The sequence below is a fragment of the Geodermatophilus bullaregiensis genome (assembly GCF_016907675.1).
GTDB classification, from domain to species: Bacteria; Actinomycetota; Actinomycetes; order Mycobacteriales; family Geodermatophilaceae; genus Geodermatophilus; species Geodermatophilus bullaregiensis.
In genome coordinates this window covers 1,968,367-1,990,954 of the sequence record NZ_JAFBCJ010000001.1, presented here as the reverse complement: position 1 = coordinate 1,990,954, position 22,588 = coordinate 1,968,367, and the positions used below count along the sequence as shown (strand labels likewise).

Annotated in this window: 15 protein-coding genes; 7 read left to right on the top strand and 8 right to left on the bottom strand. The window is 72.5% G+C overall.

The genetic code is table 11. The annotated features are described in order from the left end of the window. Position 1 precedes the first annotated feature (1 nt). On the bottom strand, positions 2-1,114 hold the full coding sequence (locus JOD57_RS09350) for a 2-oxoacid:ferredoxin oxidoreductase subunit beta (protein WP_204691780.1): 1,113 nt from the start codon (positions 1,112-1,114) through the stop codon (positions 2-4). Continuing rightward, a complete protein-coding gene (locus JOD57_RS09345) occupies positions 1,111-3,069 on the bottom strand; it encodes a 2-oxoacid:acceptor oxidoreductase subunit alpha (RefSeq protein ID WP_204691779.1) in 1,959 nt (652 codons plus the stop codon). Before JOD57_RS09345 ends, JOD57_RS09350 begins: the two co-directional genes overlap by 4 nt. A gap of 201 nt (positions 3,070-3,270) precedes the next feature. On the opposite strand from JOD57_RS09345, the gene htpX reads away from it, so the two are divergent. Next, the gene (gene htpX, locus JOD57_RS09340; protein WP_204691778.1) at positions 3,271-4,146 is read left to right on the top strand and encodes a zinc metalloprotease HtpX; all 876 of its coding nucleotides are present in this window, start codon (positions 3,271-3,273) and stop codon (positions 4,144-4,146) included. A gap of 25 nt (positions 4,147-4,171) precedes the next feature. Here the strand turns inward: htpX and JOD57_RS09335 are convergent, their stop codons facing one another. Further along, the gene (locus JOD57_RS09335) at positions 4,172-5,953 is read right to left on the bottom strand and encodes a putative bifunctional diguanylate cyclase/phosphodiesterase (RefSeq protein WP_204691777.1); all 1,782 of its coding nucleotides are present in this window, start codon (positions 5,951-5,953) and stop codon (positions 4,172-4,174) included. A gap of 112 nt (positions 5,954-6,065) precedes the next feature. On the opposite strand from JOD57_RS09335, the gene JOD57_RS09330 reads away from it, so the two are divergent. The 4 genes from JOD57_RS09330 to JOD57_RS09315 all read left to right on the top strand — a co-directional run bounded on the left by JOD57_RS09330 (position 6,066) and on the right by JOD57_RS09315 (position 11,319). Continuing rightward, positions 6,066-7,421 (top strand): aminotransferase class V-fold PLP-dependent enzyme, encoded by a 1,356-nt coding sequence (locus tag JOD57_RS09330; RefSeq protein ID WP_204691776.1) that lies wholly within the window; start codon positions 6,066-6,068, stop codon positions 7,419-7,421. A gap of 379 nt (positions 7,422-7,800) precedes the next feature. Next, positions 7,801-9,603, top strand: coding sequence for a PKD domain-containing protein (locus JOD57_RS09325; protein WP_204691775.1), 1,803 nt, complete (start codon positions 7,801-7,803; stop codon positions 9,601-9,603). A 429-nt stretch (positions 9,604-10,032) separates the two neighbouring features. Next, the gene (locus JOD57_RS09320; RefSeq protein ID WP_204691774.1) at positions 10,033-10,464 is read left to right on the top strand and encodes a hypothetical protein; all 432 of its coding nucleotides are present in this window, start codon (positions 10,033-10,035) and stop codon (positions 10,462-10,464) included. Between the two features lie 639 nt (positions 10,465-11,103). Further along, entirely contained in the window at positions 11,104-11,319 is a 216-nt protein-coding gene (locus JOD57_RS09315; protein ID WP_307824576.1) for a helix-turn-helix domain-containing protein, read from the top strand. A gap of 513 nt (positions 11,320-11,832) precedes the next feature. Here the strand turns inward: JOD57_RS09315 and JOD57_RS09310 are convergent. The 4 genes from JOD57_RS09310 to JOD57_RS09295 form a co-directional block, all read right to left on the bottom strand. Beyond that, on the bottom strand, positions 11,833-12,957 hold the full coding sequence (locus tag JOD57_RS09310; protein ID WP_204691773.1) for a flavin-containing monooxygenase: 1,125 nt from the start codon (positions 12,955-12,957) through the stop codon (positions 11,833-11,835). Positions 12,958-13,129: 172 nt separating this feature from the next. Further along, on the bottom strand, positions 13,130-16,411 hold the full coding sequence (locus JOD57_RS09305) for a heavy metal translocating P-type ATPase (protein WP_204691772.1): 3,282 nt from the start codon (positions 16,409-16,411) through the stop codon (positions 13,130-13,132). A gap of 139 nt (positions 16,412-16,550) precedes the next feature. Then, positions 16,551-16,817: a hypothetical protein gene (locus JOD57_RS09300; protein ID WP_204691771.1), complete on the bottom strand. Its 267-nt coding sequence runs from the start codon at positions 16,815-16,817 to the stop codon at positions 16,551-16,553. Between the two features lie 131 nt (positions 16,818-16,948). Next, entirely contained in the window at positions 16,949-17,155 is a 207-nt protein-coding gene (locus JOD57_RS09295; RefSeq protein WP_204691770.1) for a heavy-metal-associated domain-containing protein, read from the bottom strand. A gap of 192 nt (positions 17,156-17,347) precedes the next feature. Here JOD57_RS09295 and JOD57_RS09290 point away from each other — a divergent pair, with 192 nt between their 5' ends. After that, positions 17,348-20,626: an AfsR/SARP family transcriptional regulator gene (locus tag JOD57_RS09290; protein WP_204691769.1), complete on the top strand. Its 3,279-nt coding sequence runs from the start codon at positions 17,348-17,350 to the stop codon at positions 20,624-20,626. On the opposite strand, the gene JOD57_RS09285 is transcribed toward JOD57_RS09290, so the two are convergent. Then, on the bottom strand, positions 20,613-21,062 hold the full coding sequence (locus tag JOD57_RS09285) for a heavy-metal-associated domain-containing protein (protein ID WP_204691768.1): 450 nt from the start codon (positions 21,060-21,062) through the stop codon (positions 20,613-20,615). The genes JOD57_RS09290 and JOD57_RS09285 overlap by 14 nt on opposite strands. Between JOD57_RS09285 and JOD57_RS09280 the strand changes: the two genes are divergently transcribed. Then, on the top strand, positions 21,061-22,509 hold the full coding sequence (locus JOD57_RS09280; RefSeq protein ID WP_204691767.1) for an MFS transporter: 1,449 nt from the start codon (positions 21,061-21,063) through the stop codon (positions 22,507-22,509). The genes JOD57_RS09285 and JOD57_RS09280 overlap by 2 nt on opposite strands. The last annotated feature ends 79 nt before the right edge of the window (positions 22,510-22,588 follow it).

Here is a 22,588-nt window from a genome sequence, read left to right as displayed (position 1 = left end):
CTCAGGCGCTGACGGTCCAGGTGTCGCCGCCGGCGAGCAGCGCCTCCAGGTCGCCGGGGCCCCGGGTGCGGGACTCCTCGAGCTGGTCGGCCATCATCCGGTCGTAGGTGGCCTTGCGCACCGAGCGGAAGACGCCCATCGGGGTGTACCGCAGGTCCTGGCTCGACAGCCGCGACAGCGCGAACGCGTAGGACGGGTCCTCGCGGGTGGCGTCGTGGACGACGATCTCGCCGGCGTCGACCTGGTTGGTCTCGGCGATCCGCAGGCCGCCGGAGTCGTCGCGCACCACGCACGAGGCGCCGTCCGGGCCGAAGACCAGCGGCTGCCCGTGCACCAGCGGGATGGTCCACATCGGGCCGGTGGCCGGGTCCTTGAGCAGGTCGAACGCGCCGTCGTTGAAGATGTTGCAGTTCTGGTAGATCTCCACCAGCGAGGTGCCCTCGTGCTCGGCCGCCTGGCGCAGCACCTCGGTGAGGCCCTTGCGGTCGGAGTCCATGGCGCGCCCGACGAAGGTGGCGTCGGCGCCGATGGCCAGCGACACCGGGTTGAACGGGTGGTCCAGCGAGCCCATCGGGGTGGACTTGGTGACCTTGCCGACCTCGGAGGTGGGGGAGTACTGCCCCTTGGTCAGCCCGTAGATCCGGTTGTTGAACAGCAGGATCGTCATGTTCACGTTGCGGCGCAGCGCGTGGATCAGGTGGTTGCCGCCGATCGACAGCGCGTCGCCGTCGCCGGTCACGACCCACACCGACAGGTCCGGCCGCGAGGCGGCCAGGCCGGTGGCGATGGCCGGGGCCCGGCCGTGGATCGAGTGCATCCCGTAGGTGTTCATGTAGTACGGGAAGCGCGACGAGCAGCCGATGCCCGAGACGATGACCATGTCCTCGCGGGCGATGCCGAGGCTGGGCAGGAAGCTCTGGACGGCGTTGAGGATGACGTAGTCACCGCAGCCGGGGCACCAGCGGACCTCCTGGTCGGTCTTCATGTCCTTGGCCTTGAGCGAGGTCTGCTTCTCGCCCTGGCTGGTGACCGACTCGGCGATGGCCTGCTGGATGTTGGCATCGATCGGCGTCCCCGGCATGCCGAGGTCGTGCACGTGCGGGGAGGTGGTCACTTCGTGCCTCCGGTGGGAGCGGTCGGGGCGGTGCTGTCGGGAGTCGTGGAGTCGATGACGTCCTGCACCACCGCGGCGAGCTCGGCGGCCCGGAAGGGCAGCCCGCGCACCTGCGTGTGGCTCTGGACGTCGACGAGGTACCTGGCGCGCAGCAGCATCGACAGCTGCCCGAGGTTCATCTCGGGGCAGACGACCCGGTCGTAGCGGCGCAGGACCTCACCGAGGTCGGCCGGCATCGGGTTGACGTGCCGCAGGTGGATCTGGGCGACCGAGCGCCCCGAGCGGCGGATCCGCCGGCAGGCCGCGCCGATCGGCCCGTACGTCGACCCCCAGCCGATGACCGCCACGCGGGCGTCGCCGTCGGGGTCCTCGACGGCGGTCGGCGGGATGTCGGCGGCGATGCCGTCGACCTTGGCCTGCCGCAGCCGGGTCATCAGGTCGTGGTTGGCCGGGTCATAGGAGATGTTGCCGGTCTTGTCGGCCTTCTCCAACCCGCCGATGCGGTGCTGCATCCCCGAGGTGCCCGGGACCGCCCACGGCCGGGCCAGCGTCTCGGGGTCGCGCAGGTACGGCAGGAACTCCGGCGTCCCGTCGGCGGCGGCGCCGTTGGGCTCGGTCGCGAAGTCCACCGACAGGTCGGGCAGCTCGTCCACCGACGGGATCGCCCACGGCTCGGCGCCGTTGGCCAGGTAGCCGTCGGAGAGCAGCATGACCGGCGTCCGGTACTTCAGCGCGATCCGCGCCGCCTCGAGGGCGGCGTCGAAGCAGTCGCCGGGGGAGCGGGGCGCGATGACCGGCAGCGGCGCCTCGCCGTTGCGGCCGAACATGGCCTGCAGCAGGTCCGACTGCTCGGTCTTGGTGGGCAGGCCCGTCGAGGGACCACCGCGCTGCACGTCGACGACGATCAGCGGCAGCTCGGTCATCACGGCCAGGCCCAGGGCCTCGGACTTGAGCGAGACGCCGGGGCCCGACGTCGTCGTGATGCCCAGCGCGCCGCCGAACGAGGCGCCCAGCGCGGCGCCGATGCCGGCGATCTCGTCCTCGGCCTGGAAGGTGCGCACGCCGAAGGACTTGTGCCGGGACAGCTCGTGGAGGATGTCCGACGCCGGCGTGATGGGGTAGGCGCCGAGGAACACCGGCAGACCGGACCGCTGCCCGGCGGCGACCAGCCCGAGGGCCAACGCCTGGTTGCCCGAGATGTTGCGGTAGCGGCCCGGGGCCATCGGGGCCGGCTTGATCTCGTAGGAGACCGCGAAGGCCTCCGTCGTCTCGCCGTAGTTGTAGCCGGCGCGGAAGGCGGCGATGTTGGCCGCGGCGATCTCCGGCTTGCGGCGGAACTGCCGCTCGAGGAAGCGGACGGTGCCCTCGGTGGGCCGGTGGTACATCCAGCTGAGCAGGCCGAGGGTGAACATGTTCTTGCTCCGCTCGGCCTCCTTCTTGCCGAGGCCGGACTCCTTGAGCGCCTCGAGCGTCATGCTCGTGAGCGCGACGCTGACGACCTGCCAGCCCTCGAGCGAGCCGTCCTCGAGCGGGTTGGTCGCGTAGCCGACCTTGGCCAGGTTCCGCGGGGTGAACTCGTCGCTGTCGACGATCACCAGCCCGCCGCCGGGCAGGTCGGAGAGGTTGGCCTTGAGAGCCGCGGGGTTCATGGCCACCAGGACGTCCGGGGCGTCACCCGGGGTCATGATGTCGTGGTCGGCGAAGTGCAGCTGGAAGGAGCTGACGCCGGGCAGCGTGCCCGTGGGCGCGCGGATCTCGGCGGGGAAGTTGGGCAGCGTCGACAGGTCGTTGCCGAAGGACGCGGTCTCGCTGGTGAACCGGTTGCCGGTCAGCTGCATGCCGTCGCCGGAGTCCCCGGCGAGCCGGATGACGACGCGGTCGAGCTCGACGACGCTCTTCACGAGCCCACCGGGGGCCGAGCTGCCGGGCGTGGTGGACGGTTCGAGAGCAGTCATCAGGCTGTTACCTCCAACGGCCGAGGTTACGTGGCTGTGTCGTGGCCGGAGGCGTGAGGCGGCTCACGAACTCGGCCGTGGGGACGGCAGTCTGGAGCGTGCAACCCCGTCGGCGGGTCGGGGATTCCGGCCGGTGCCGTCCGGAGCGGTGTCCCGGTCCGCTCCCGGGAACGGCGGTCCGGGGCGTTCCGTTCACGAGGGGTGCAGCGCTGGGGCAACGGGGTGCGGACCGCACTCCTGCTGGGGCTGATGGCCGGCCTCGTCCTCGCCGCCGGCGTCCTGGTCGGGGGCCGCGGGGGGCTGCTGGTGGCCCTCGTCGTCGCACTCGGGGTCAACGGCTGGGCCTGGTACGGCTCCGACCGGCTGGCCCTGCGCGCGATGCGCGCCTTCCCCGTGACGGAGACGCAGGCGCCCGGGCTGTACGCGATGGTCCGCGAGCTGGCCACCGAGGCCCGCCAGCCGATGCCGCGCCTCTACGTCAGCCCCACCGACCAGCCCAACGCCTTCGCCACCGGCCGCACGCCGCGCCGGGCGGCGGTCTGCTGCACGCAGGGGGTGCTCGAGCTGCTCGACCGGCGCGAGCTGCGGGCGGTGCTCGCCCACGAGCTCTCGCACGTCTACAACCGCGACATCCTCATCAGCTCGGTCGCCGGCGCGCTGGCCACCGTGGTCACCCACCTGGCGCACCTGGCCACGTTCGCCTGGCTGTTCGGCGGGCGCTCGGAGGACCGGGGCGGGGCCAACGTGCTCGGCACGCTGCTGCTGGTGGTGCTCGGCCCGCTGGCCGCGGGACTGGTGCAGCTGGCGGTCAGCCGCAGCCGTGAGTACGAGGCCGACGCCGCCGGCGCGCGGCTGTCCGGCGACCCGCTGGCCCTCGCCGGCGCGCTGCGCCGGATCTCGCGCGGGGCGATGGCCCTCCCGCTGCCGCCGGACGACCGCCTGGTGACCCAGAGCCACCTCATGATCGCCGCCCCGTTCCGGCCGGCCGGGCTGGCCGCGCTGTTCGCCACGCACCCGCCGATGGCCGAGCGCATCGCCCGGCTGGAGCGGATGGCTCGCGGGCCACGGGACGGCTGAGCGTCCCGGGGACCCGGTGGCCGGGTCAGGCGGGGACGAGCATGGCCGGCTCGGACCGGCGCCCGGTCAGCAGCAGCTTCACCGCGTCGCCGGGGACCAGCGGGCGGGAGAAGTGGTAGCCCTGGCCGAGCGGGCAGTCCAGCGCGCGGAGGGCCGCGAGCTGCTCTCCGGTCTCCAGCCCCTCGGCCACCACCTCGAGGTGCAGGTCCTGCGCGAGCCGGGTGATGGCCGCGACGACGGCGTGCCCCTCGGGGCTGGTCGTGACCGCGTCGATGAACGACTTGTCGATCTTCAGCGTGTCGATCGGGAAGCGCCGCAGGTAGCCCAGCGACGAGTAGCCGGTGCCGAAGTCGTCGAGGGCCAGACGGACGCCGAGGGCCTTGAGCTGGCCGATCTTGCGGGTCGTCTCCTCGGTGTCGTGCGCGAACAGCGACTCGGTGATCTCGAGGGTGAGCAGCGAGGGGTCCAGGCCCGACTGGCGCAGCGCCTCGGCCACGTCCCCGACCAGGTCGGGGTGGTGGAACTGCCGGACGGAGACGTTGACGCTCATCCGCAGCCGGCCGAGCGGCGAGCGGTGCTGCCAGACGGCGGCCTGCCGGGTGGCCTCCTGCACCACCCAGCGGCCGATCGGCACGATCAGGCCCGTCTCCTCGGCCAGCGGGATGAACTCCACCGGGGACACCAGCCCCCGCACGGGGTGCCGCCACCGGACCAGCGCCTCGAAGCCGACGACGACCTGCGAGGAGACGTCGACGATGGGCTGGTAGTGCAGCTCCAGCTGCTCGGCGTCGAGCGCGCCGGACAGCTCCGCCCGGACGGCGTCGCGCTGCACCTGGGCGGTGTGGTGGCTGGGCTGGAAGACCTCGAGACGGCCCTTGCCGCCGGTCTTGGCGGCGTACATCGCCAGGTCGGCGGCGCGCAGCATGCTGATCCCGCTGGCCGCGCACGCGTCCGACGTCGCCAGGCCGATGCTCAGGCCGGTGCGGACCACGTGCTCGCCGATCCGGGTGGGCGCCCGCAGGGAGTCGAGGACGCGGTGCGCCACCCGCTCGGCCTGGTGGGCGCTGCCCGGGCCGGTGAGCAGGACGGCGAACTCGTCGCCCGAGAGGCGGGCCACCGTGTCGGCCTCGCGGACGCTGCCGACCATGCGCTCGCCGAGGAGCCGGATGAGCGCGTCACCCCCCTCGTGGCCGAGGCTGTCGTTGGCCGCCTTGAGGTTGTCGACGTCGAGGAACAGCACGGCCGACGGCGTGCCCGACTCCCGGCGGGCGACGTCGGCCTCGGCGAGCCGCTCCATGAAGTACGCGCGGTTCGGCAGGCCGGTGAGCGCGTCGTGGAAGGCCTGGTAGCGCAGCCGGTCCTCGAGCTCCTTGCGACCCTCCACCGCGCCCAGGAGGCTGTTGAACGCCCGTCCGGCCTCGCCGATCTGGTCGTCGGAGTCCACGGTGATGCGCTCGAACACCGCCTCGGACCAGTCGCCGGAGTCCGAGGCGGAGGTGATGACGTCGGTCGCCGACCGCAGGTGGCTGCCGAGCACCGCCATCCGGCCGCCGACGACACCGCGGCACAGCGCGTAGTTCATCGCGCCCACGAGGAAGCCGGCCACCAGGCAGGCCGAGCTGAAGACCGGCCGGTGGGCGATGGACTCCGGCACGCCGAGCAGCACGGCGAACGGCGGGAAGACGAAGCCGACGGCCAAGCCGAGACCGACCATGTAGATGGCCATGTCCCAGAAGACGCGGGAGGTCAGCCGGAACGCCCGGCGGGGACGCGGCCGCTTCCCGGCACGCTCGTCGTGCATCGTCATGGAGGGCAGATCGGACCCACCGTGACGTGACTTGAGCGACTACACCCGTCGTGGGGATCTCGGCGCCGTCGTTCAAGTTCCGGGGACGGGCGTCGATCAGGCTGTCATGGAGATGACGCTGTCCTTCACGGCCGGCCAGTACGTGGGTGACGACCTGTGGGTGTCGGTGCTCGACGGGCAGCCCCGCCAGTACGTCGACCTCGACACCGCCGCCACCAGCTCGGCGTCGGTGGTCGTGGCCCGGGCGGTCCAGGAGTTCCTGCCGTGGTACGCGAGCGTGCACCGCGGGGCCGGGATCCGCTCCCAGCTGACCAGCAGGCGCTACGAGGAGGCGCGCGAGACCATCGTGCGCTTCGTCGGCGGCGACCCGGCCACGCACCAGGCGCTGTTCTCCCGGAACACCACCGAGGCGCTCAACCTGCTGGCCTTCCGCCTGGGGCTGACCAGGGACGACGTCGTCGTCACCACGGCCGTCGAGCACCACGCCAACCTGCTGCCGTGGCAGCGGCACGCGCAGCTGCGCGTCGTGGACGTCGACGAGAGCGGCACCTTCGACGTCTCCGCGGTCGAGGCCGCGCTCGACCAGCACCCGCGCCCCCGCGTCCTGGCCGTCACGGGCGGCTCCAACGTCACCGGCTGGCTGCCCGACCTGCGGGCGATCGCGGCCGCCGCCCGCCAGCGCGGCGTGCTGGTGGTCGTCGACGGCGCGCAGCTCGTGCCGCACCGTCCCGTCGACATCACCGCCCTGGGCATCGACGTGATCGCCTTCTCGGGCCACAAGATGTACGCGCCCTTCGGTGTCGGCGCCCTCGTCGTCCCCCGCGCGCTGCTCGCCGGCGGGGAGCCGTTCCTGGTGGGGGGCGGCGCGGTGAAGGCCGTCTCCTTCGACGACGTCGTCTGGGCCGACGGCCCCGACCGGGACGACGCCGGTTCGCCCAACGTGGTCGGGGTCGTGGCCCTCACCGCCGCGGCCGACGAGCTGCGCAGCGACGGGTGGTCGTCGGTGCGGGCGCACGAGGACCACCTGGTGCGCGCCCTGGACTCCGAGCTGCGCTCGGTGCCCGGCCTGCGCCGGCTCGGGCCGGTCACCGGGGACCGGCTGCCGGTCGCCGCCTTCAACCTCGAGGGCGTGCCGCACGGCCTGCTGGCCGCCCGGCTGGCCAACGAGTGGGCGATCGGCACCCGGAGCGGCTGCTTCTGCGCGCACCCCTACATGGGCCGGCTGCTCGGCCTCGACGAGGCCGAGGTCGCGCAGTTCCACGCCGACGTCCGCGCGGGCGCGCGCCACCGGATCCCCGGTGCCGTCCGCGTCAGCGCGAACCGGCAGACCTACCTCACCGACATCCCGCTCCTGGGCCAGGCGCTGCGCGAGATCGCCGCCACCCCCGAGGGCGCGGAGCGCTACGTCCTCGACGCGCGCGGGGAGTTCGCCCCGCGGGTCCGGTCCACGGTGCCGGTGTCCGTGTGACCGGACCCGCCACCCGCCTGCGCGGCGAGGCGGGCGGACGCCGGCCCAGCGGTGGTCGTCGAACCGATCAGTGCCCTCCGGGGCAGCGCACCGGCGCGGTCTGACACCGGCTCGCCGGCCTGCCGCGCCCTGGCGCAGCCACACCTGGGTCGCTCCCATCGGGAGGACGGGTGCACCCGGACGTCGACGCACGCACCTCGACGACATCGACCCGGCCCGTGACGGTGCGGGTTCCCGCTCGGCGAGTCGCGGGGGATCCCCGCGAGGCCTCGGCAGTGCGTTGACACCCGTCCGGGTGCCGACGGACCCTCAGGGGCACCGTAGCCGAGTGCACGGGGTGATGAGGATGTCGCTTGCCCGCGCGACGCGTGTCCTGCTCGTGACCGCTCTGGTCATCGGCGGCCTGGCCGCCCTGCCGGCTCCCACCGCCCGAGCGGCCGTGGTGAACGCGACGCTGGTCAAGACCACGTGGACCGGGGGGCCCAACTCGAGTTGGACCCACCCCAGCCCCGATCCCTCGGGCGTCACCTACAACGCGCGGTCCGGCCAGCTCGTCATCAGCGACGGCGAGGTGGAGGAGACGGGGACCGCGTACCCGAAGAACGTGTGGCGGGGCACGAACCTCTTCGTCGCCAGCCTCAGCGGCGCTGTGGTGGAGACCGGCGGGAACACCCTGGCGTACTCGGCCGAGCCGACGGGTGTGGGCTTCCGGCCCGCCCTCTCCCCGTCCTTCCCCGAGCGGCTCTTCGTGTCCGACGACGACCAGGCCCGCATCTTCGAGGTCGATCGCGGCGGTGACGGTCGCTACGGAACGGCTGACGACTCGCAGACGTCCTCCTCCGTCGCCTTCCTCGACCTCGGTCCGCGCAACGACGCGGAAGACCTGGCCGTCGACCTGGAGCCCACGCGGAACGGGCAGCTGCTGCTCGTCGACGGCAAGGGCAAGCGGGTCTTCGTCTACGACCCGGGCCCGGACCGCGTGTTCAACGGGACCGGCGACACCGTCGTGCGGCAGTTCGACGTCGGGAACATGGGCGCGGGCGACCCCGAGGGCATCGCCTACAACGCGTTCCGGGACACCCTGTTCGTGCTGGACGACCCGAGCAACCAGATCTACGAGGTCGACCTGGCCGGCGGTCTGCTCAACATCGTCAAGCTCCCCTTCACGATGAAGAGCGGAGCGGGCATCGCCCTGGCCCCGCCGAGCAACGGCTCGAGCGGCCAGAACGCCTACGTCGTCGACCGTGGCGTCGACAACGACACCAACCAGGACACCTTCAACGACGGCCGGCTGTACGAGATCGCCATCCCCGGGCTCACCGGCAGTGGTGGTGGCACCCCGCCGCCGAACACCCCGCCGACCGTGAGCGCCGGCCCCGACCGCGCTGTCACGCTGCCCGCACCGGCCTCCCTGGACGGGACGATCACGGACCCGGAGGGTGCGGCCGTGACGGCGGCGTGGTCGAGGGTGAGCGGCCCGGGCACCGTGACCTTCGGGAACGCGGCCGCGCAGGACACGACCGCGACCTTCTCGGCGGCCGGGACCCACGTCCTCCGGCTGACGGGGAGCGACGGGCAGCTCACGGCCTCCGACGACGTGACCGTCACCGTGACGGCGTCGTCCGGCGGCGGCGGTGGCCCCGGGGTGCTCGACGTCCCCGTCCGGGCCGGCGCCGACGACGCCGAGGAGCGGACCTCGACCGGCGCGGTGGTCCTCACCAGCGGTGACCTGAACCTCGGCCAGGACGGCACGGCGGCGCAGACCTCGGCGATGCGGTTCACCGGGGTCACCGTGCCCAGGGGGGCGACCATCACCAACGCGTGGGTGCAGTTCCAGGTCGACGAGGCCTCCACCGCGGCAGCCACCCTCACCGTGGCGGGGGAGGCGGCGGACGACGCCGCGGCGTTCACCACCACGGCGCGCAGCATCTCCTCGCGGGTCAGGACCAGCGCCACCGTGACGTGGACGCCGGCGTCGTGGCCGACGGTGGGCGCCCGCGCGGCCGAGCAGCGGACGCCGAGCCTGGCGCCGATCGTGCAGGAGATCACGGCGCGCGCCGGCTGGGCGAGCGGTCACGCGCTCGTGCTGGTCGTCACCGGCAGCGGCACGCGGGTGGCCGAGTCGTTCGACGGCGGAGCGGCTCGCGCACCGGTCCTGCACGTCGAGTACACGACGGCCTGACCGGCGGCGACGCCCTGACCTGCAGGACAGGCCAGGTCAGCGGTAGTTGTCGAATTGGTCACTAGTCATTGGTTGCCTATGGCAAGTGTTGGAAACCGGCGTCGACCTGCGCATTTTCGGTTTCGTGGGGTCGGCAGATGACGGTCGAAGGTGGCCAAATTGCGGACTTTCTGCGGACTCTGCGGACTGTGCGCGGACTGAGGGGGGCGCGTTTCGCGGTCCGGGGCGCCCGGCCTGACGCGCCTGTGAGCGACCTCCGGATCAAGGCCGGGATGTCACCGGGTCGGCCGTTGTAAGGAGCACCACATCGCGGCCTGTGAGGTTCTTTGTCCACAGATTCAGGAGCAGGGCGCCTCGAGCCCAGATCAGGCGGCCAGGGTCTCCGCTGTCGGGCCCACCGTCCGACACCCTCCTGAGTGGAGATGCATCGTGCGCTTCCAGTTCCCGGCCGCCGGCTTCGGCCCGGTCGACATCGAAAAGGCCCTGCTGCGCACCGCTGCCGGCGATCACGGAGCCGAGGCGGGCATGCTCTTACCCATGAGCTGCGGGATTGGCTGCCCAGCTGAGCGAGGCTGGTCTCATCGCCGTGGACATCTGCTTGGACGGCTGCTGCGGGGACGGCCCGACAGCCAAGATCAACTGGGCCGGCGTGGACGAAGCACTGTCCCGAGGCGATCTCAGGGGGAGGCGGAGCGAAGTGGCGTGCTGCAGGCGGCAGTCAGCCTCGCCGGCGCTCGTGCGGTCATCCTGCGCGAGCTCGCTGCCGGGCTGGACCGCCGGGCCGTCGGCCCTGTTCAGGCGGCATTCGCCTTCGCCACCTACGACGCCGAGGTCCGTCGCACCATCGCCGGTGGCTCCTGACGGAGGGCGCCGCACCACCGCCGCCATCGAGTGGCGCACCGACCGATGCGTCCGTCGCGGCGTGACGGTGAGCAGTCGGGCTCTGTGCAGTCGGAGCTCATCCGCGCTGCCGATCGGGCCGGCCTGAGTGGGCCGTCGGACCGCTCCCCAGCCGGCCGAGGCTGCCGGCTGCAGCGGCTCGCCGGAAGGGCGCTGCGCGTCCCTACGGGATGGGCCTTCGGCCCACCCTTCCCCCGACCCGCTGCAGCCGGGTGAAGCCGGTTGTGGGGAGCGGCCAGGACTCTGAGCAGGCGCCACAGGCTGCGTCGCTCCCGTCCGCTACGACGCTGGGCCCGCTCGACGGTGGCGAGGCCGCCGCCGCGCGCAGCGACGTGCCTCCAGTTGTCCTCCGGTGAGCCTGCCGCCGTCTCCTGCAGGTCTTCGTCGGCGAACTGGAGAACGGCGGATGATCGCGCCCTGATCAGTGCCGGCCATCGTCGCCCTGCGCGAGCCAGCGGACTCACGACCCGGGAAGCACTGGAGACTCGCCGAGAACCTGGTGACCGGATGAGGCAGCGGCGAGTAGGTGGCATCCCCGCGCCGCCACCGCGGCGGCTTCGTCCATCGCGTTTCTGAAAGTGCCCCCGGAGGTGGCTGACCGTGACCGACGACGACATCCCGACCGCGGTGGCGGAACTGTTGACCCTCGAGGAGGTGGCGGCCGTTCTTCGTGCCCCGTTGGCCACGCTGCGGTACTGGCGGCATCTCGGTGTCGGGCCGGACGGCTTCCGCCTCGGTCGCCGTGTCGTCTACCGGCGTGTGGACGTGGACCGCTGGGTGGCTGAACAGCAGCAGGCGCAGGCCCCGCGGCGATAGTCGACATCCATGGCACGTGGCCGCGGCCAGCGGCTGGGATGCCTCCGCCGAGTCCTGCTGGCGCCAGCAGCCGGTGGGGGCTGGAGGTTCGGCAAGCCGGACGCGCTGGGCCCGAGTGCGAGCGGCTGCATGGTCATCACGCACGCCACTGCGAGCAGCATGGTCATGGGACCCCAGAGCACGAGCTCGTCGGGGGAAGCCCATCCGAGCGCGATCGGGCCCGCCAGCAGCAGGGCCGGGGCGCCGGCCACGGCGCCGACTGTGCTGGACGGCAAGTGGCGACGATGCAGCCAGGCAGCGGCGGCCAGGGACCATCCGGTTACGGCAGCCGCGACGGCCGGCCAGGTGCCGCCGTCGAGCCACGTCCAGCCGAGCTCCAGCGCGACCAGACCGGCCAGTAGTGGCACCAGCGTCCCGCCGTAGCCGACGAGGAATGCCGAACCGCCGTGGCGCCGACGGCTGTCGGCGGCCTGACCGCGTCGACGCGGCGGCCGGCGGAGGCGGTCCCGGTGGTCATCGGACCGTTGCAGCGGCCGGGCGGCGGCCGCGCCCGGTCGACGTCTCGCGGGCATCGGTCGCGATGCGGTGCGACAGCGTGGCCGCGTCGGCCCCGACGAAGCCCAGGAGTGCCGAGCCGCGGCAGGTCTGCCAGGACAGGCCGAGGAAGTGCAGGCCCGGCACCTCGGTGACCCCGGCGGTGTGGCGTACCTGCCCGTCGATAACGACGCCGGGCACGTCCAGCCAGGAGTGGTCGCTGCGGTAGCCGGTGGCCCACACGACCGCGTCGACCTCGCGGCTGCTGCCGTCGGCGAAGACGGCGCGGCGGCCGGCGAAGCCGGTCAGCCGCGGCCGGAACTCGACGCCCGTCCGGCGGAGCCGGCTGCAGCGGCTGCCGATCACCAGATCTCCGCGGGCGCGCAGCCGCCGGGCGATCCGCGAGTCCGTGGGCACGGTGAAGAAACCCGACCGCGTCAGCCAGGTGAACAGGTCACGGCCGGCGATGCGCTGAGGCAGCTGGAGGGGCATGGACCCGACCGCAACGGTGACCGGCTGGGTGGCGGCCAGCTCGGCGGCGATCTGCAGGCCGGAGTTGGCGGCCCCGACGACGAGCGCGCGGCCGTCGCCAGGGACCTGCGTGGGGTTGCGGTACCCAGCGCTGTGCAAGTGCGTCACCGTCGGGTCCAGCTGTGCCGCGACGGCCGGGACGTGCGGGGTCTGGAACGGGCCGGTGGCGACCACGACCTGGTGCGCGCGGACGGTGCCGTCGGGTGTCATCGCTGCGAAGGACCCGTCGGGCTCCCGGTACAGGCGCGACACCGGCGAGGAGAGTCGGATCGGCAGCTCGAAGCGGGCAGCGTAGGCGGCGAGGTAGTCGGCGACGTCGTCCTTGCTGGGATGGGTGTCGGCCGGTGCGGGGAACGGCATGCCCGGCAGCGAGTCGTACTGGGCGGGGCTGAACAACCGCAGGGAGTCCCAGCGGTCGCGCCAGCTGTGCCCGACCTCGGGGCCGGCGTCCAGCAGCAGGAAGTCCACGTCGCTGCGGGCGAGGGAGTGGCCGAGAGCGAGGCCGGCCTGGCCGGCGCCGATCACGAGGACGTCGTGCTGCGGGCGGTCAACGGTGCGGAGGATGCGGGACACGGGATCTCCTTCGTCGGTGCGAGATGCAGCACGTGGGAGCCGGCGCAGGCCTGGAGTCCGACGTCGTACGCGGGCTGAAAGGTCCCCCGGGACGACAGTGGTCTTGGATGGTGGTGGCTCGGCGGCCGACCGGGTGCGGGTGCGGTCGGCCGCCGGAAGCTCGTGCTGTAGGTCAGCGGGCGTCGACGGTGAACGGCACCGTGAGCACGTCGCCGTCTGCGGTGCGGAACTGGCCCCACAGCTGGTAGGTGCCGGCGGTGTCGAACTGCGCGTGCACGTCCAGCTCCGGCCCGAACGTGGTGCCGGGCATCGCCATCACGGGCCGGCCGCTGCTGTCCTCGACCTCGGCGTGTTCGTGGGCGAAAGTCGTCCCGTCGGCCCGCATGACCACGACGTGCCCGGCCGCGGCGAGGAACGGCTGCAGGTCGTCGATCGGCTCGCCGGTGGTCGCGTCGGTGAACTCGAAGTGCAGGTCGCTGCGCTCGCCGACGACGGCGTTCCCGCCGAGTTCGACCCGGACGCCGTCGACGCCGACCTCCCGCGGGCTCTCGGTGAGGACGACCGGCGCCGGGGCGTCGCCGGTGACGGTGACGTACTGGCGCTGGTGCACGTCGCTCATCTGGCCCTGCTGCCGGAACTCGGTGTTGACGATGTACCGGCCGGCGGTCGGGAAGGTGATGTCGACGGCGAGCTCGCCGGCGTTGCCGGTCGGTTCGGGGTGGACGTGGGCGAACGTGCCGAGGTCGTCGCGGGTGGCGATGAGGTGCATCCACGCCTCGTGGCTGCGGGTGATGTCCTCGACCGGCTCGCCGGTCCCGGCGTCGACGACCGTGGCCGTGATGCGGGTCGGGACGCCGGGCCGCGTGCTGTCGGGCACGTCGAGCTGCACGTCCATGCCAGCGTCCTCGGCGCTGGCTGGGTCGATCTCGGCGGGCATCATGACGCTCATCGCCGGCCGCATCGGCATGCCGGTGGTCTGCATCCAGGCGAGCGTGCCGTTCATGCCGCGCTCGGCGAAGTCCATCCGCGACACGGCGGTCAGGGCGGTGCCGATCGCGACCGCGACGACGGCGATGCCGGTCAGGTAGGCGTACTGCCCGATCCGCTGCCGCAGCGGCGGGTACTCGATCTCGTGGACCGTCTCCGGGCGGCGGAACCGGCGCAGCCGCAGGGCGTTGGTCAGCACGCTGACCGAGCTCATGGCCATCGCCGCGGATGCCAGCACAGGGTCCAGCAGCAGCTCGTCGAAGGCGTACAGCGCGCCGGCGGCGACCGGGATGAGCAGCACGTTGTAGGCGAAGGCGAACGCGAGCCCTTGCCGCATGACGCTGACGGTCCGGCGGGACAGGGCGATGGCCGAGACGATGCTGCGCAGGTCGCCGCCGACGAGGGTGATGTCGGAGGCGGCGATGGCGACGTCGGCGCCGGTGCCGATGGCGATGCCGAGGTCGGCCTGGGCGAGCGCGGCGGCGTCGTTGACGCCGTCACCGGACATGGCGACGACGTGGCCCTGCGCCTGCAGGTCGGCGACCTTGGCGGCCTTGTCGGCGGGGAGGACGTCGGCGAGAACGTTGTCGATGCCGACCTGGGAGGCGACGGCGTGGGCGGTCGCGGCGTTGTCGCCGGTGATCATCCACACCTGCAGGCCGAGGGCCTTGAGCTGGGCGATCGCCTCGGGGCTCTCAGGCTTGATGGTGTCGGCGACGGTGATCAGGCCGGCGGCGCGCCCGTCGACGGCGACGTACATCGGCGTGCCGCCCTGCTGGGCCTGTGTGAGCGCGGTCGCGCCGAGAGGGCTGATGTCGATGGCGGCGCGCTGCATCAGGGCGGCATTGCCGATCCGCAGCTCTTGGCCGCCGACGGTGGCGACGAGGCCGTGGCCGGGGACGGAGTCGAAGCTGTCGACGTCGGGCAGGGTGAGGCCGCGGTCGCGGGCGGCGGTGACCACCGCCTGCGCGACCGGGTGCTCGCTGCCCGTCTCGGCCGCGGCGACCAGGCGCAGCAACTCGTCGGAGGTCCAGCCGTCGACCACGGTGACGTCGGTCAGTGCCGGCTTCCCCTGAGTGATGGTGCCGGTCTTGTCCAGGACGACGGCGGTGAGCCGGCGGGCCTGCTCGAGCGCCTCCCCGTTGCTGATGAGGATCCCGAGCTCCGCGGCACGGCCGGTGCCCACCATCACTGCCGTCGGCGTCGCGAGCCCCAGCGCGCACGGGCAGGCGATGATCAGGACGGCGATCGACGTGGTGACGGCCATCGTCAGGCTCTCGCCGTCGGGGCCGAACACCGCCCAGGCCACGGCGGTGAGCAGCGCGGCCAGGATGACGGCCGGGACGAAGACGGACGAGACCTTGTCCGCCAGGCGCTGCATCGGGACCTTGCTGCCCTGCGCGTCCTCGACGAGCCGGACGATCTGCGCGAGCGCCGTGTCATCGCCGACGGCAGTGGTGCGCATGAGCACTGTGCCGGTGGTGTTGAGGGTGGCGCCGATGAGCTGGTCCCCCTCGGCCTTGTCGACCGGCAGGCTCTCGCCGGTCAGCATGCTCTCGTCGACCGTGGTGCTGCCGCTGGCGACGACGCCGTCCACGGGGACCTTCTCGCCGGGCCGGATCCGGACGATGTCGCCGACGGCGACCTGCTCGACCGGGATGTCCACCTCGAACCCGTCCCGCACGATGCGGGCGGTCTTCGGGGCCAGTCCGACGAGAGCGGTGACGGCAGCCGCGGTGGCCTTCTTGGCGCGCGCTTCCATCCACTTCCCGGCCAGGACCAGCGCCACGATGATCAGGCTGGTCTCGTAGTACACGTGCAGCGGCAGGCCGAGCCGCTCGGCTTGTGCGGGCCACAGGGTGACGAACGTGCTGTACGTCCAGGCGACGCCGGTGCCGAGCGCCACGAGCGTGGTCATGTTGGTGCTGCGGTGCTTGGCGGCCTGCCAGGCGCTGGCATAGATGGGTTTGCCGGCCCAGTACTGGACGACGGTGGCGACGACGAAGATCGCCGGCATCAGCCAGTCCATCGTGTCGATGTACAGGGGCACGTACATGAGGCCCATGAGGCCCAGGCCGGTGGCGAGCGCGATCTGCCACGTGCGCTTCATCCGGTGGAGCTCGCGGTCGCGCTCGGCGGTGTCCTCGCCGCCGCTGGTCGCGGCCGGTGGTGCGCCAGGGCCGGTGCTCTTGTTCGACTCCTGCCGCGGCGTGGCGCCGTATCCGGCGGCGGTGACAGCGCCGATCAGCTCGTCGAGTCCGACCGTGTTCGGGTCGTAAGTGACGGTGGCGACCTCGGTGGCGAGGTTGACCTGGGCGCCCGCGACACCGTCGACCTTGGTGAGGCTCTTCTCGATCCGGCGGACGCACGAGGCGCACGTCATGCCGGTGATCTCCAGATTGCACACGGCCGCCGCGGTGTCGTTGCTGCGCCCGGTGTCGTGGATGTGCTCGGCGGTGGTGGTCATCGGTACTCCTGGGTCGGTCGGGCGCCACGGGGTGCGGGGGTTCGGTGGTGCGGCTGCTCAGCGGCGCCGCCCCGTTGCTGTCCGGATGGTGGTGCGCCGGCTGGTCTCGGCCCGGTGCTGGCGGGTGGCGGGTGGCGGTTCAGCGGGTGCGACGGACCCGGACGGGGATGAGGTCGCGCTCGGCCTGGGTGTTGCGATCGCCGCCGGCCGAGGCGGTCGTGCCGCTGCGCCCGTGCTGGGCGGGGGTGTCCTGCACGGCGTCGGCTGTGTCGTCGTAGCCGGCGAGCTGGAGGCTGGCCCTGAGGCAGAACTCGAGGGTGAACAGCCGGGCGGTGATGCGGAAGAACGGGATGTCGCGGGCGTCGTCCCAGATCGCCGGAACGGTCTCGACTGCGGCGGTGGTCATGGCGTCCTCCTGAGGGCGTCTGGTCGGTGAGTGACTGTGGCGTTGCGGGCGCCGGCTTCGCCCCGGCGATATGGCCGGGTTGTCCACCGGGGCGCGAAGCAGGCCGTGTGGGCTCCGCCGGAGTGCGGCGTTCAGGACGCGAGGGTGTAGCCGGCCTCCTCGACTGCCTCGCGGATCTTGTCGGTGTCGACGGGCTGCTCGCTGATGACGGTGACCTTGCCGGTGGCCAGGTCGACGTCGACGTCAGTGACGCCGGCGACGGCGCTGACTTCGGCGCTGACCGAGCGGCTGCAGTGGTCGCAGGTCATCCCGGTGACGGTGTAGCTCTCGGTGCTCATGGGTGACTCCTCCTTCGGGTGCCGGCGGCGTGCCGGTCGGTGATGTCACAGTCGCGGTTGGGTCTGTCGCCGCGCTGTCTGCCGACGGCCGGATGCGGCGGTTGTGGACAGCGTTCGGACAGAGGTGTCCCGTTCGCTGTACGAGGGAGGTCGCCGGAGGCAGACTCACGGACGCCCGTTGGGGGGTGCGCCGTGACCGAGGTCGAGTTCCGCCTGCTCGGCGCCATGCAGCTGCGCGTCAAGGGTCAGCCCGCGAGGTTGCCCGGGGCGGCCGAGCGCGGCTTGCTCGCGCTGCTGCTGCTCTCACCGGGCCGGACTGTCGCCGCCAGTTCGCTCATCGACCGGTTGTGGTCGGAGTCCGCCCTGCCGGCCGATCCTCTGAACGCCCTGCAGTTGCGGGTGTCGAAGCTGCGTCGTGCGCTCGCCGCGCACGACGTGGACCTCATCGTCCGGGAGGCATCCGGATACCGCGCCGCCGTCGACCCCGACCGCGTCGACCTGCACCGGTTCGTGGGCTTGGTGCAGGCCGCGCGCATTGCCGGGCGCAGGTCCGCTGCTGGTGACGCGCTGGCTCGGTACGACGAGGCGCTGGCGCTGTGGCGTGGTGATCCGCTGGCCGACTTCGCCGGCGAGGGTTGGGCGACCGTCGAGGCCGCCCGGTTGGATCAGCTGCACCGCGCTGCGCTGACCGAGCGGGCCGAGGCGGCCCTGCTGGCGGGCCGGCATGTCGAGATCGCCGCCGACCTCGAGCCGATCGTCGCGGAAGACCCCGGGCAGGAGGCACTCGCCGGCCTGCTGATGACGGCCCTGTACCGCGCCGGGCGGCAGGCGGAGGCGCTCGAGGTGTTCGCCCGCACCCGCCGTCACCTCGACGACGAGCTCGGGCTGCAGCCCTCTGCTGCGCTCCGCAGACTGCACCAGCGCATTCTCGAGCAGGACGATGCGCTGACAGCCGTGCCTGCACAGCCCGGTTCGGCTGGTGCGGCTGCGGCCAAGGCCGGACCGGCCGCGCCAGCAGCTCAGACTCCGGCGGTCGGCCAGGAAGCCGACACCAGACCGAGGCGGACCCTGCCGATCCCTACGTTGCGGTTGATCGGACGCGACGGCGAGCTCGCGCAGCTGGGCGACGCCCTCCGCCGTCAGCGCATCGTCACGTTGATCGGCCCCGGCGGCGCCGGGAAGACGTCACTGGCCCTGGCGTCTGCGCACCAGCTCGCCGACCACTTCGAGCAGCATGTCCATCTGGCGCGTCTGGCGGCGGTGAGCAACCCCGCCGACGTGCCATTGGCGGTCGCGGACGCCCTCGGCGTGCCGCTCGACGGTGCCGATCCGAACGCGGCGGTGCGCGCCCGCCTGCTCGCCTACCTCACGAACCGGCGGCTGCTGCTCGTGCTGGACAACTGCGAGCACCTCATCGACGCGGTCGCGACACTCGTCGACTCCGTCGTCGGCGCGGCCGCGCAGGTCACCGTGCTCGCGACCAGCCGGGAAGCCCTCGCCGTGCCCGGCGAGGTGCAGATCAGCGTCGGGCCCCTCACGGTGCCGCCCGAGGGGACACCCGCCGAGCAGGTGCTGCGGTTCCCAGCCGCTGCTCTGTTCGTCGAGCGGGCGTCGGCTGTCCGCGCGAGCCTGCACCTGTCGGAGCCGGACCTGCTGGCGCTGGCGCAGGTGTGCCGGCAGCTCGATGGCATGCCGCTGGCGCTGGAACTCGCCGCGGCACGCATGTCGTCGCTGTCGCTGCCGGACCTGGCGAACCGACTGGGTGACCGCTTCGGTCTGCTCACGAGCGGACCGCGCACCGCAGAGGCCCGGCAGCGGACGTTGCGCGCCACCGTCGAGTGGAGCCACGCACTGCTGTCGCCGCCCGAGCAGCAGGCGTTCCGCCGCCTGGCCGTCTTCCACGGTGGCTGGACGCTCGAGGCAGCCGAGGCCGTCGTCGCGGCCGAGGACATCCCCGCCGGTGACGTGTTCGACGTGCTCGACCACCTGGTCAACCGGTCGATGGTCGTGCACGAGCCCGGCTCGCCGTCGCGGTACCGCATGCTCGAGACACTGCGGCAGTACGCAGTCGAACAGCTCGACGCCTCCCGGGAGCGAGACGACGCGGCAGCCCGGCACGCGACGTTCTTTCGCCACTTCGCCGAGCAGGCGGAGCAGAGCCTGCGCGGCCACGGACAGCGGGCGGCGCTGCAGCGGCTACGCCATGAGCACCCCAACCTGCGTGCAGCGTTGGCGTGGCTGTCGGCCGACCCGGGCCGGGTCGAAGACGGGCTCCGACTGGCCGGCTCGCTCGCCCTGTTCTGGCACCTGGGGCGGCACGTGGAAGGTCGCGAGGTCTTGTCGAAGCTCATCGCCACTTCCGGCGCGAGCCAGCAGGCACGAGCACGGGCGCTGCAGGCGGTGTCGATCGTCGAGCGTCCACGGGCCTGCCTGGTGCATCCGAACCCGCGGTGTGCGCAGACGGCGCTCGAGAGCCTGCAGCTGTTCGAGGCCGAGGGTGATGCGCACCGCGCCGCCCTGTCGAAGGTGCTGCTCGCCGTCGAGCTGCTCAACGGCTCGGACCCCGGCCGCTTCGCGCAGCTGCTGGCCGAAGCCGAGGAGCAGTTCACCGCCCAGGGTGATGACTGGGGTCATGCGGTCGTCGCCTTCGTCCGCCTGCAGAACTTCATCCGCCGGGGCGACGAGCCGCGGTCGCGGGCGATGGGCCGGACCGCGTCGGAGGCGTTCCGCCGGCTCGACGACGCCTGGGGCCTGTCAGCCGTGCTCTACCACCTGGGCTGGGGGCTGAAGGAGTTCGGCCGGTACGCCGAGGCGATACCCGTCCTCGAGCAGGCCATCGAGGTGTCGAGCTCGGCGGGGGTGTTCAACACCGCGCAATGGGCGCTGTCCGACCTCGGCGTCGCGCTGCTGGCTCTCGGCGAGCGCGCGGCGGCATCGGCCGCGTTCGACCGAGCTGCGTCCGCGTCCGAGGAGGTCGGTGACGCGGCAGGTGTCGTCCTCGCCGGGCTGGGACGGGCGCAGATCGCACAGATCGATGGAGATTCGGCGACGGCCCGGCCCCTGTTCGAGGAGGCGGTGCGTGGCCTGACCCGACTGGGCACCCCGCTGTGGGGCGGGCACGCACTCGCCGGTGTCGCATGGTGTGACTGGCGCGACGGGCTACTGGACGACGCCGCCGAGCGGTACACGCAGGTGCACGCAGCCGGGGAGCGGTACGGCGAACCGACCTTGCTCGCGACCGGCCTGGAGGGCCTGGCGCGCGTCGCCGCCTCTGCGGGGCAGCGGGACGAGGCGCAGGCGCGGCTGATCGAGGCCATCGGGATCCGGCAGGCGTCGGCGCGCCCGGCGCCACCGCACGAGCAGGCCGAGCTCGACAACCTGTGGGCTCAGATCGACGAGGCGGCCGTCCGGCCGGGTGCTCCTCGAGCGTCCGTCGACGTGGTGAGGTCCGGGCAGCTCACGTCGAACTAGCCGGCGCTGCATCCACCACCCGCGGGTCGTAGTCGGAGCCGGTGAACACGGCCAGGACGTCGGCGATGGTCATCGTGCCGCCGAGGACCACCGTGCCGGTCGTCGCGTCTGCCGTGATCGTCTCCACGCCGACGACGTCACGGAGCCAGCCGGTCACCTCACGCACACAGTGCCTGCAGTGCATCGAGCCGACCGAGAGCCTGACCTCGGGCATCGCGCTCACCTTCATCCAGCGGGCGTTCACCTGACGCCGGCCACGGTGCCTCGCGGCGCTGTCCGTCCACTGTCCACCGACCCGACCCTGGGACGGCCGCAGCTGTCGCGGATGCGGCGGCGAGGTCGACAGAGCGAGGACAGCGGCAGGACAGGAGGACTCACCAACCTGCGTCTCGACAGCCACCGCCGGCTGTCCATCGCAGACGACAGGAACCGTCATGACAAGCACCGCGCCCGCGGCGAGTTCGACAACCAGCCGGCGCTGGCTGGCTCTCGCGCTCATTGCCGCCGCTCAGTTCATGGTCATCATGGACACCTCGATCATCGGGGTCGCCCTGCCGAAGATGCAGGCGGAACTCGGCTTCGACCCGCACGAACTCAGCTGGGTCTTCAACGCCTACGTCGTCGCCTTCGGCGGGCTGCTGCTGCTCGGCGGGCGGCTGTCCGACCTGTTCGGCGCCCGGCGCATCTTCAGCACCGGCTGGGTGGTCCTCGCCGTCGGCTCGCTCGTCGCCGGCCTGGCCAACGGGGTCGCCGTCGAGCTGGCCGGTCGAGCGATCCAGGGGGCCGGGTCGGCCCTCATCGCCCCCGCCGCGCTCGCCCTGTTGTTCCAGGTGTTCGGCGGCAGCAAGGAGCTCCCGAAGGCCCTCGCCCTGTACGGCGCGGCCGCACCCGCCGGCGGCACCGCCGGCGTCTTCCTCGGCGGCGTCCTGACCGAGTACGCGTCGTGGCCGTGGGTGTTCTTCATCAACATCCCGGTCGCAGCTGCCGTCCTGCTGCTGACCCGTTCGGTCATGCCGGCCGGGACGACCGGCCGCGGCTCGCTCGATCTCGCCGGTGCCATCACCGCCACGCTCGGCCTCGGCGCCGTCGTCTTCGCGATCGTCCGTGCCCCCGAGGCCGGCTGGACGTCCGGCAGCACGCTCCTCGCCGGACTCGGCGGCCTCGCACTCCTGGGTGCGTTCGTCGCGCTGCAGGCCAGGCTCCGTCAGCCGCTGATGCGCCTGGGCATCTTCCGCGCACCGAACCTCGCTGCAGCCAACGTGGCGCAGCTGCTGCTCGGTGCCGCCTGGATCCCGATGTTCTTCTTCGTGAACCTGTACCTGCAGCAGATCCTCGGTCTGGGCGCGTTCGCGTCCGGCGCTGCGCTGCTGCCTCTGACGGTCACGATCATGATCGGGATGGTCGCGGTCGCCCCGAAGCTCATCGCCCGTTTCGGCCCGAACGCGATGACCGTCGCAGGCCTCGCGACGCTGGCCGCTGGTCTGGTGTGGCTCTCGCTCATCGACGCCGACGGCAGCTTCGTCGTGGACGTCCTGCCTGCGTCGCTGGTGACCGCGGCCGGTATGGCGATGGCTTTCATCCCCTCGCTCGGCACCGCGCTGTCGTCTGCGGCGCCAGAGGAGGGCGGCCTGGCCGCTGGGATCGTCAACACCAGCTACCAGATCGGCTCCGCGCTGGGCCTGGCCGCGATGACCGCGGTTGCGGCTGCGTTCGGCGCCAGCGAGGTCGGCGACCCAGCTGAGCTCACCAACGGGTTCTCCGCCGCGCTGCTCGGCGCGGCAGGCATCGCCGCGGTTGGTGCGGTGCTCACCGCCGTGTTGCTGAAGAAGCCGGCGGACAGCCCGTCCGGTGACGGCGCCGACACCGAGCTCGTTGCCGCCTAGCACCACCGAACGCCCTGCGCACGCCCCGGCTGGCGCGGTCACTCCTGCGGCCGCGCCAGCCGACCCCCCCTCCCCAGCT

Excerpts from the sequence above, each read along its gene's own strand:
- JOD57_RS09345 (WP_204691779.1), bottom strand. The coding sequence starts at position 3,069 with ATGACTGCTCTCGAACCGTCCACCACGCCCGGCAGCTCGGCCCCCGGT.
- JOD57_RS09335 (WP_204691777.1), bottom strand. The coding sequence starts at position 5,953 with ATGACGATGCACGACGAGCGTGCCGGGAAGCGGCCGCGTCCCCGCCGG.
- JOD57_RS09330 (WP_204691776.1), top strand. The coding sequence starts at position 6,066 with ATGACGCTGTCCTTCACGGCCGGCCAGTACGTGGGTGACGACCTGTGG.
- JOD57_RS09305 (WP_204691772.1), bottom strand. The coding sequence starts at position 16,411 with ATGACCACCACCGCCGAGCACATCCACGACACCGGGCGCAGCAACGAC.
- JOD57_RS09300 (WP_204691771.1), bottom strand. The coding sequence starts at position 16,817 with ATGACCACCGCCGCAGTCGAGACCGTTCCGGCGATCTGGGACGACGCC.
- JOD57_RS09295 (WP_204691770.1), bottom strand. The coding sequence starts at position 17,155 with ATGAGCACCGAGAGCTACACCGTCACCGGGATGACCTGCGACCACTGC.
- JOD57_RS09280 (WP_204691767.1), top strand. The coding sequence starts at position 21,061 with ATGACAAGCACCGCGCCCGCGGCGAGTTCGACAACCAGCCGGCGCTGG.
- JOD57_RS09285 (WP_204691768.1), bottom strand. The coding sequence starts at position 21,062 with ATGACGGTTCCTGTCGTCTGCGATGGACAGCCGGCGGTGGCTGTCGAG.